This is a genomic window from Bacillus cereus group sp. BfR-BA-01441, from assembly GCF_022663075.1.
Classification (GTDB): domain Bacteria; phylum Bacillota; class Bacilli; order Bacillales; family Bacillaceae_G; genus Bacillus_A; species Bacillus_A cereus.
Map to the genome: position 1 here is coordinate 20,910 of NZ_JAKUEU010000067.1, position 7,191 is coordinate 28,100.

The window sequence follows — 7,191 nt, forward strand, 5'->3', positions numbered from 1 at the left end:
TATTAAAACAGATGAATGTTTTCTTTCTTGCAAGCTTCACGTAAATCGTCAGGCCATACAGAAGATTGAACTTCACCGATATGTGCTTTACGTAAGAAGTACATGCACATTCTTGATTGTCCAATGCCACCGCCGATTGTTAATGGTAGTACTTCTTCTAGTATACCTTTATGGAAATCATACTCACGTTTGAAGTCTTCACCAGTTTTCGTTAACTGCTCATCAAGTGATTTACTATCAACACGAATTCCCATTGATGATAACTCAAATGAAGATTGTAGTACTGGGTGCCAGAATAAAATGTCACCGTTTAATTTCCAATCGTCATAATCAGCTGCGCGTCCGTCATGCTTTTCACCTGAACGAAGTGCATCACCAATTCCGATAATGAAGACTGCACCGTGTTCTTTTGCAATTGCATGTTCACGATCTTTCGGTGTTAATTCTGGATATTTATCTTCTAATTCTTGAGAAGTAACGAAAACAATTTCTTCCGGTAAATACTTTCCAAGGAACGGATATTTTTCAAATAAGTGATCTTCTAAATCTTTGAATATTCCATAAATTGTTTGTACTGTTTTTTGTAAGTATTCAACAGTACGCCATTCTTTTTGAACGATTTTTTCCCAATCCCATTGGTCAACATAAATGGAATGCGTTGCATCAAGTTCTTCATCACGACGAATCGCGTTCATGTTTGTATATAAACCTTCACCAGCTTCATATCCGTATTCATGTAATGCAAATCGTTTCCATTTCGCTAGTGAATGAACAATTTCTAATTCTTCTCCTGAATGTAACATATCAAATTCAATTGGACGTTCTACACCGTTTAGGTGATCGTTTAATCCTGATTTTTTCGTTACGAATAATGGTGCAGATACGCGGAATAGTTCAAGGCGTTTTGCTAATTGGTCCTCGAAAAATGTTTTAACTTCCTTAATTGCAATTTGAGTCTCTCTTACTGTCATTAATGATTGATACATGGTGGTTTCCTCCTAAAATGTTTGGATGTTGTGAAAAGAAGCCAACAAAAAAAGCCCTTCTTTCCCAAAAAACTGGGACGAAAGGCTTTGGTTCCGCGGTACCACCCAAATTAGCAACAGAGGTTGCTCACTTATACAATACGGAGATGAAATATCTCGATACTGTTCTTCTTGTAACGGCGAAGTTCCCGGCTAAGTCTACTTTCCTATAAAGGATTTCGGTTAGCAACTCCAGGAGGTTCTTCATAATAGGCTTCGTATCAGGCTCACACCACCCCTGACTCGCTTAAACTACGTCCTACTACTACTCGTCCTTTCATAGTCGTTTTGTTGTCACATCTCTGAAACATTTTATTAATGATTATTCTATACAAAAAATAAAGAAAGTCAACAAAAAGTTTTAAAATATTTTTCAATTCTTTATTTTACGGCTTTATTGATTGTTGTTAATTTAACATCTTTACTTTTTCTGCCTCGTCAATCCAAAAAATGTTTCACTGACCGAAACTAACGTATACACAATAATTAATGTGATCGTTCGGAATATAGAATCCGCAGTATTTCTTATTATTTTCATTTTCTTTATAATTCCTTTCAGTTTACTTGCAATTTCATGATATACTATAGCATTCAAGCAGTTTGTTTTTACTTAAAACAAACATAGTCATTTATCCAGAATATTTTTCTAAAACATTGGCTATTATTAAATAAGATTTTTTATATAACGGAGTGATCATATGAGTAAAACGAAAGCAAAACCGAAAAAAGGTGTAGGACAAGGTACAGGAAGTAAAGGATGGAACCGTTGGCAATCAAGTGCAAAGAAAAAGGCAGCTGCCAAACCCTACAAAAGTAAAGGTACAAAGAAGTAATTTAAATAACATTTGATTTCTTTACTTTTTACAAAACAAAATATAATTATTACAACAAAAAAGCTATGCCCTCATAAATTTGAAGGCATAGCTTTTTTATATTAAATCATTAAAATATCTCGAATTTCTTCCTCTGTGATTGAGGACAATTTCTCTTCTCCCGGCTCAATCACTTCAGCGATTAAATTTTTCTTACTTTCTTGCAGTTCATGCATTTTCTCCTCAATTGTTCCCTGAGCTACTAGCTTTATAACTTGCACTGTATTTTTTTGTCCCATTCGATACGCCCTATCGGCCGCTTGTTGTTCAACAGCTGGATTCCACCATAAATCATATAATATTACTGTATCTGCACCAGTTAAATTAAGTCCGGTACCACCAGCTTTTAAAGAAATGAGAAATAGATCTCCTTCTCCTTCGTTAAACCGATCGCACAGCTCTACACGATCCTGCGCTGGTGTACTCCCGTCTAAATAAAAATATGGAATTGCTTGTCGATTTAACTCACGACCAATAATGGAAAGCATCTTCGTAAATTGAGAAAAAATTAATATTCTCTTCCCTGTACTTCTACATTCCTCTAAAATCTCTAACAGTTGTTCAAATTTAGCTGAACTTCCTTTGTAATCATCAACAAATAAAGCAGGATGGCAACAAATTTGTCGCAATCTCGTTAAACCAGCTAAAATTCTAATTTTATTTTTACGTAACGTATCTTTGTCTAAATGCTTTAACGTTTCTTCCCTTAGCTTCGCTAAATAAGCAGCATAAAGACTCTTTTGATCGGGTAATAACTCCGATGATTGTAAGTGCTCTATTTTCTCTGGCAACTCATTTAATACGTCCCCTTTTAATCGTCTTAATACGAATGGTTTCACTCGCTTCGCTATATCTTCACGCCTTAAATCACCGAACTCTTTTCTTCCTGGTAATAATTCTGGGAAGACGACATGGAAGATAGACCATAGCTCTTCTAATGAATTTTCTACAGGTGTACCCGTTAGCCCAAAACGGTATTCAGCTTGAATTGTTTTCACAGCTCTTGCCGTTTGCGTTGTAGGGTTTTTAAACGCCTGCGCTTCATCAAGGAATAGTGTATGAAATGGTCTTGCATACAATCTTATATCTCTTCTCAGTAATGGATATGACGTAATTACAACATCAAATTCCGTTATATCTTTCAAAATTTTCCGGCGCTCTGCTTGAATTCCATCTGCAATAACTGCTCTAATATGCGGGGCGAATTTTTTCAATTCACTAAACCAATTATAAACAAGAGATGATGGTGAAACGACTAATATTGGCAGTTTCTTTTCTCGAATCTCAGTCAAAACAGAATCTATAAAAGCAATGCTTTGCAACGTTTTTCCAAGTCCCATATCATCTGCTAAAATACCGCCAAAACGGTAATGAGCAAGTGTTTTCATCCATTCGAACCCATATACTTGATACTTTCTCATTTCTGCATTTAAAGTATTTGGCACAGCAAACTTTAATTTTTTCGGGTTTTGAATGTTTTCTACTAACTCTTGAACAGAATCATCCAAACTTAAAACATTGCCTTCGTGAAGTCCGTTCATCCATTTTACACTCCGAATAAGCGGAACATTTACCTCTTCTCCATGTAAAAATTCTTTCCGAATACCTGATTCTTTTATAAACTGATTAATTTCATTAAACTCTTTACTCTCTAGCGACAAAAACGAACCGTTCGCCAATCGATAATATTTACGTTTCTCTTCAAGGGCCGCTAATACACCTTTAATTTCTGCTTCTGGTATTCCTTTTATATCAAAACGAAATGACAACCAATCAATTCTTTCTTTTCTTCTCACTCTAATAAGAGGAACTGCATCCCCTTTACTAATTCGCAATTTGATTGCTGTCGTCGCATAAATATCAACTAAACCTTTTAATGTTGGCACGACGTGATATAAAAAGTTATACTCAGCTTCTTCATTATGCATAAAGTAACCGCCTTCTGTTTTTGCAAAGGCACTTTCACTCATAATGTCTAAAATCTCTTTTTCTTTTTTCTCATCACGATTAAAAACAGACGGCTGTCCATCCTCTTCTAGCGGATTAATCATGACGTTCCCATAGTGAAATTCAAGACCTGCTAATAAGCGATTTTTCACGCGGTCTAAATACAATTTCGCTTTTAGCGAAGGTGTTTCAACACGATCCGATATTACTTCATCAATGTGTACAGTTCCGAGCTTCATTAATCCTGGTACAACTTTCGCGACGAAATGTTCCATCTTACTTTCTGGAATATAAAACTGATTACTATTTGAGCGACTCATCATCTTTTGTAATTCAATAAGTCGCATACAATCTTCAATGTGTAAGTGATATAATTTTCCATCGTAAAGTGCATTGTTATACATATCCATAACTTGTACACGATTTAAACCATCTATATGAAGTGTAAATCCGCCATTATTTCCCTTCGTAAATTCAAAGTGTAACGGCAACAACCCTTTTGAAACTTGTAATCCCTGAAACAGTTGTTCATTTTGTTTCAGCTGTACATATTCAACTTTAGAAAGTGAAGAGAGCATATCTTTCCATGAAGCTGGTGGTATAAATATCATACTTTCATCTTGTTTCGCATGTACTTCTAGCGTATCTTCATACATTTTTTCGTTATGATACATTTTAATGAGCTGCTGAATAATCGCATCCGTTTCTTGTTTAAAACTATGTACATCTGGTGTATATGTAAATTCATTTGAACAATGAAAAGATTCCCTTTTCTCCACCTTAGAAAGAAATTCTCTAATATGATTTATGAAATACACTTTGGCAAGTTTCAATTGAATTCCAAGAAGAGCCCCACCACTTCTCGTAGCTACTGGTGTACATATAAACTCAATATCTAATATTTCACGTGTATCAAAACGGTGTTGTTTACTTTTTGGCCTCAGTGGTTTGTCTGCAAACAGCTGAAACATACCACTTGTCAATTGATCATTTCTGCTACTAGTGGAGCTCATTCCACCTGTTTGTTGATTATAGTTTATTTGTATTAATACTGCTGCAACATGTTGACAGTACGTTTGAAAAGACGCTAATGAAGGACAACTACATTTTGCAACAACATCACCCTTTTTGGCTTTTGCTACTGTAACATGGAAATCCTCGTTCCCTTTTACTGTCGCCTCACAAATTTCTTTATTTTCATCGTAATGATCTATTATCACTTTATTTGATTTATAATAGGCTTCACCTCTTTTATATGAGGTCTCTCCGCACACTTCTTTAATAATCGATTTATTCAATGTGAAACTCATCGCTTTGACACTTCCTTAATATAAAACCATTTTCTCTTACTTAACATTTTACATGCTCCACGAGAAAATATAAAATGTTGATTTAACAAAAGAAGATGCTTATTTATAAGCATCTTCTTCACTCTATCTCCATCAACCTCTTCGCCTCAAAATACAACACTTGAATAAACTTCTTCGTATTAATTCGCGTATGACCAGAAGATGCGAGTTCATCTTTCGTCATTTCTGTCATCCGTTTTCTAACTACGGTAAAATCGAAAAATTTTGGAGCATAGCTTTCAAATTTTGGATTTGAAAAGTCTGTTAATCCTAAAGAAGCCAAATGATTTAACGACTGATAAATAGCTCGACGTACTCTTTGTTCAGACGCTTTTTTCTCTTTATCAATATCCGCCTCTAAAGCTAGATCCCCTAATTTCCTTATCGTAATATGATGAAAAATTTCTTTTAACGCAGGAAAGCCAAACTCAAATGTCTGTGCCTTTTCTTGACCATATAAATATTCCAGCATACTAAGTAAATCTTTACTTCCATTCTCTCCCGCAATACCGAGTTCTGATAGTAAAAAGCGTCCTAAATCCCCTATCTTTTTTCCTTCTTGCACTGGTTCAGTACGCAATTGCGGTTTTTCCCACTGAAACACGTTATTCAATGATTTTTGAATATCGTGTATAGAACGCTCCAATCTAATACGCTCCATCACTTTGCGTACAACAGATACAACTTCAATTTTATTTAATGGTTTTGTAATATAATATTCTACACCAAGTGTATATGCCTCACCTATAAGCTGCTTCGATTCCACTTGAGAAATCATAATGATTTTCCCCGTGAAAGTTGACGCAATGTGACGAACTGTTTCAATTCCGTCCCTCATCGGCATCAACAAATCAATAAATAAAATATCTACTTTTTTAAAATTTAGTTGATCCGCTTCAATAAAAACTCCGTCATCCGCCTCACCAATTACTTCTCCAAGGTCTCCATCTTCAATAATTTGCGAAAGCATTGAACGGAAAACTTCATCATCGTCTACGATATAATAAAACAAATCTATTCCCCCTCCCGCTTTAAACTATCCTCCGGTAAACAAACGATAAACTTACATCCTCTTTTATTTTCTCGGTCTTCTAATCTCACTTCTCCGCCTAGCTCTGTTACCATTTCATTTATGTAAGAAAGCCCAATACCAGTTGACGGTGTTCCCGTTTGATCATACTTGGAAGTAAATCCTGGCTTAAATACTAATTTCTTATACTTTTGTGCAATACCAGGTCCATCGTCAATTACTTCAAAAAATATATGTTGCTCTCTTTTATATAGCTTAATAATAACGACACCTTTATCTTCAATTGCTTCAACTGCATTCGAAACTAAGTTATTAAAAATTGATAGAACTGTATACACGTGGTATGCAGCATGCTCACCTTCTATATGTTTAGAAAAACGTATATCCTTTTCTAGCATTTCAGCATACTTCTCGTTTATTCTAACAATCATTTCTGCTAACTCATGTCCTTCTACATATTCAGCCACATTTTTATCTAATAACAGTTTAGATAATCCTGCAAATATCCTTTGATTATCCTTTTTTATTTCATGCACTTCCCCCGCTATTTTCAATGCTGTTTTACTACTTGAATCAGCGCTTACTTGTAAATTTCGATATAGTTGATATGCTTCTTGTGTAATTAACTCCGCATTTTGTAACGTCTTTTTCAAATGAACAGATTCCACATATAAATTAGAAAGATGCATTAACATATTTTCATTTTCTTTTCGAACTTGCGATTCTTTTAATTTCGTTTCATATAAATTCATCATATTTAAAAAACCAAGTGCAAAGAAACTACGAAAAATAGCAATAATGATGAGTTTATTTACTTCAGAAATCGTTATTGTTGTACCTAGTACTAACATGTGATAAAACGCAAGTTCTGACATACTTGCAACAATTTCAATTGAAATTCCAAGGCATCCAATAATGATTGGTTTCTGATGGAACTTATTTACCCTGCAAAGCGAAAAAAAACTGCC

At 34.8% G+C, this 7,191-nt stretch carries 5 protein-coding genes and 1 other annotated feature; of the genes, 1 reads left to right on the forward strand and 4 read right to left on the reverse strand.

Going from position 1 to position 7,191, the window contains the following annotated elements; translation table 11 throughout:
• Window positions 1-2 precede the first annotated feature (2 nt).
• Window positions 3-986, reverse strand: a complete 984-nt coding sequence (gene asnA, locus MR107_RS22480) for an aspartate--ammonia ligase (RefSeq protein ID WP_242292729.1) — start codon at window positions 984-986, stop codon at window positions 3-5.
• Between the two features lie 70 nt (window positions 987-1,056).
• Window positions 1,057-1,315: a binding site (T-box leader), on the reverse strand.
• Between the two features lie 408 nt (window positions 1,316-1,723).
• On the opposite strand from asnA, the gene MR107_RS22485 reads away from it, so the two are divergent.
• Window positions 1,724-1,858, forward strand: coding sequence for a DUF3934 domain-containing protein (locus MR107_RS22485; RefSeq protein ID WP_000047588.1), 135 nt, complete (start codon window positions 1,724-1,726; stop codon window positions 1,856-1,858).
• A gap of 101 nt (window positions 1,859-1,959) precedes the next feature.
• On the opposite strand, the gene MR107_RS22490 is transcribed toward MR107_RS22485, so the two are convergent.
• The 3 genes from MR107_RS22490 to MR107_RS22500 all read right to left on the reverse strand — a co-directional run.
• Window positions 1,960-5,154, reverse strand: a complete 3,195-nt coding sequence (locus MR107_RS22490; RefSeq protein ID WP_088363393.1) for a DEAD/DEAH box helicase — start codon at window positions 5,152-5,154, stop codon at window positions 1,960-1,962.
• A 118-nt stretch (window positions 5,155-5,272) separates the two neighbouring features.
• Window positions 5,273-6,205 carry a response regulator gene (locus MR107_RS22495; RefSeq protein ID WP_086385837.1) on the reverse strand — a complete coding sequence of 311 codons (933 nt, stop codon included), beginning with the start codon at window positions 6,203-6,205 and terminating at the stop codon, window positions 5,273-5,275.
• Between the two features lie 2 nt (window positions 6,206-6,207).
• On the reverse strand, window positions 6,208-7,191 hold a 984-nt coding region (locus MR107_RS22500), incomplete at its 5' end, for a sensor histidine kinase (protein WP_242292730.1).

Excerpts from the sequence above, each read along its gene's own strand:
- asnA (WP_242292729.1), bottom strand. The coding sequence starts at position 986 with ATGTATCAATCATTAATGACAGTAAGAGAGACTCAAATTGCAATTAAG.
- MR107_RS22485 (WP_000047588.1), top strand. The coding sequence starts at position 1,724 with ATGAGTAAAACGAAAGCAAAACCGAAAAAAGGTGTAGGACAAGGTACA.
- MR107_RS22490 (WP_088363393.1), bottom strand. The coding sequence starts at position 5,154 with ATGAGTTTCACATTGAATAAATCGATTATTAAAGAAGTGTGCGGAGAG.